Genomic DNA, 2,506 nt, shown 5'->3' with positions numbered 1-2,506 from the left:
GGCCGGACGACTCGTCCGGCCGGCGGCGGCGTCATGCGTGGTGCGGGTCAGTCCCGTGTGGTCGGTGGCAGGCCGGGCAGCAGACCACCGCCGTTTCCGCCGTTCCCGGGGCCGCCAGGGCCGCCGGGGCCGTTGCCGCCGGGGTTGCCCTCGGTACGTGGGCAGAACGGGTTGGTCAGCGGGTCACAGGGTGCTCCCGGCCCACCGGGCTGGCCGCCGGGCTGACCCGGAACGGTCGGCGGCGGCGGTGGCGGCGCCTCCTTGCCGTTGCCCTTCGTGACGTCGCCCTCGCCGGTGACGGTGGGCAGGGGAATCTCCTCCTGGCCCTTGAGGGCGGTGTTCATGTACTTCTCCCAGATAGGACCGGGCAGCGTCGAGCCACCGATGTCCTTGCCATTGGCGAGACGGATCTGCGGCTTCTTCGGGTCCCGACTGCCCACCCAGACCGCGGTGGCGATCTGTGGGGTGTAGCCGACCGTCCACGCGTGGGCGTTGTCCTTGTCGTCGTACTCCCAGGTGCCCGTCTTGGCGGCGGCCTGACGGCCGTCTTCGAGCGAGAGATGGTTGGGGGCGGGAATCTGCTTGAGGACGCCGGTCACCTCATCGGTGATTTTCTTGTCGATCCGCTGCTCCGGCTTGATGCGCTCGCTGCCGACGACCTTCCACTTACCGGTGTCCTTGTCCTGCTGCTCCACCTTGATGACGAAGTGCGCCTTGATGTACTTGCCGTCGTTGGCGAACGTCGCCATCGCGTTCGCGTGGTCGAACACGGTGAGCGGGTACTTGCCGAAACCGGTGTAGTTGTCGAACGGGTTCTTCTCCTTCTTCGACAGGTCGTAGGCCCGCGGTGGGTTGACGTCCCACATGGTGGTCACGCCGGCCTTCCGGGCCATGTCGACGACCTTGTCGGCGCCGATGGTGTCGGCGACCCAGTAGAAGGGCACGTTGTACGACTGGACCGTCGACTCTTCGAGGGTGCAGTACTTGCCGCACTTGAGGTTGGTCCGGCCGGCGTTACCGATCGGGTCCTTGGAACCCTCGGGCTTGTACGGCGTGGGGTCCCAGTGCGACTTGACGGAGATGCCGGCCTCGATCGCGGCGGCGAGGGTGTAGACCTTCATCGAGGAGCCCGGCGGGTGACCACCAGTCAGGTCGCCGTTCTTGTCGATGTTCTTGCCGGCGTAGTCGAAGTCGGCACCGCTGTCACCGCCGTAGTACGCGAGTACGCGGCCCTTCTTGGGGTCGATCGAGACCACCGCCGCCATCAAGTTCTTGGGCTGGTCGTTGAGCTCCGAGCCCTTCTTCGACTGCATGGCGACGTTCTCGGCGGCCGTCTGGAGCTTCGGATCGATGGTCGTGGTGATCCGGTAGCCGCCGTCCCGCAGCGCGTCGACACAGCTCGTCTTGCCCTCCGCGCCGGTGTCGGAGCAGAGGCCCATCGCGTCCATCTCCTGACGGACGTAGTTGATGACGTTGCCCCGGGGGGTGTCGACGCCGAAGCCGTTGCCGCCCTTCTTCGGTGGCAGCACCTTCGGGTATTCGATCGGGGTGGCGGGGTCCAGCCACTTCTCCTTCTTCATCCCGTCGATCACGTAGTCCCACCGGGTCTTAGCGTCGGTCGGGTTGACCGCCGGGTCGTAACCCTTGTGGGTGTCGGTCGCGACCGGCTGCTTGATCAATGCGGCCAGGACCGCGCCCTCGGCGGGGGTCAGCTTGATCGCCGACTTGCCGAAGTACGTCTGTGCCGCCGCCTCGATGCCGTACGCGCCGCGTCCGAAGTAGATGACGTTGAGGTAGTGCTGCATGATCTCCGGCTTGCTGTACGCGTCGTTCAGCTTGGAGGCGAGGATGGCCTCCTTCACCTTCCGGCCGTACGTGTCATCCTTGAGGTTCTCGAACGCGTTGCGGGCGTACTGCTGCGTGATCGTCGAGGCGCCCTGCTTGTCACCGTTGGAGACGTTGTTCCACGCGGCCCGGACGATGCCCTTGTAGTCGACGCCCGAGTGCCGGTAGAAGTTCCGGTCCTCGGCTGCCGCCACCGCGTGCTGCACGTGCTCCGGAATCTGGTTGATGGTGACGAAGGTGCGGTTCTCGCTGCCCAGCTTGGCGAGCGTGGTCTTGCCGTCCTTGGCGTACACGGTGGTGGACAGCGGCAGCGGCAACTCGTTGGGCATGACGACGTTCGTCGAGTAGTAGGTGAACCCGACCACACCGACGCCAGCGAGCATGATGAAGACGGCGAACCCGGCGATCAGCAGGTTCATCCGCTTGCGCTTCTTGGCCCGAGCCGCCCCCGCCGGGTCACCCGCGCCGCGACCGCCCCGGCCACCGCGACCCGGACCGTTCGGTCCGCCGGGGCCTCCGGGGCCGCCCGGTCCGCCGGAGACCGGCGAGACGCTCGCCCGGGCCACCGCGGCACGGCCACCCACCGACGCGGAACCGACGCTGGCCCGGCCCGCCGAGGCGGCGCCGACGGCGGCGGTGCCGACCCGCGCCCGACCTGCGG

1 protein-coding gene is annotated in these 2,506 nt (G+C 67.7%); it reads right to left on the bottom strand.

Going from position 1 to position 2,506, the window contains the following annotated elements; genetic code table 11:
* Positions 1-47: 47 nt before the first annotated feature.
* Positions 48-2,506: transglycosylase domain-containing protein (locus ABZU46_RS31585; protein ID WP_354863350.1), on the bottom strand; the 2,459-nt coding region annotated here is incomplete at its 5' end.

Origin of the sequence: Micromonospora sp. NPDC005197 (assembly GCF_040608295.1) — a bacterium.
In the GTDB taxonomy this organism is placed as follows: Bacteria; Actinomycetota; Actinomycetes; order Mycobacteriales; family Micromonosporaceae; genus Micromonospora.
This window is presented reverse-complemented; position numbering and strand designations above follow the sequence as displayed.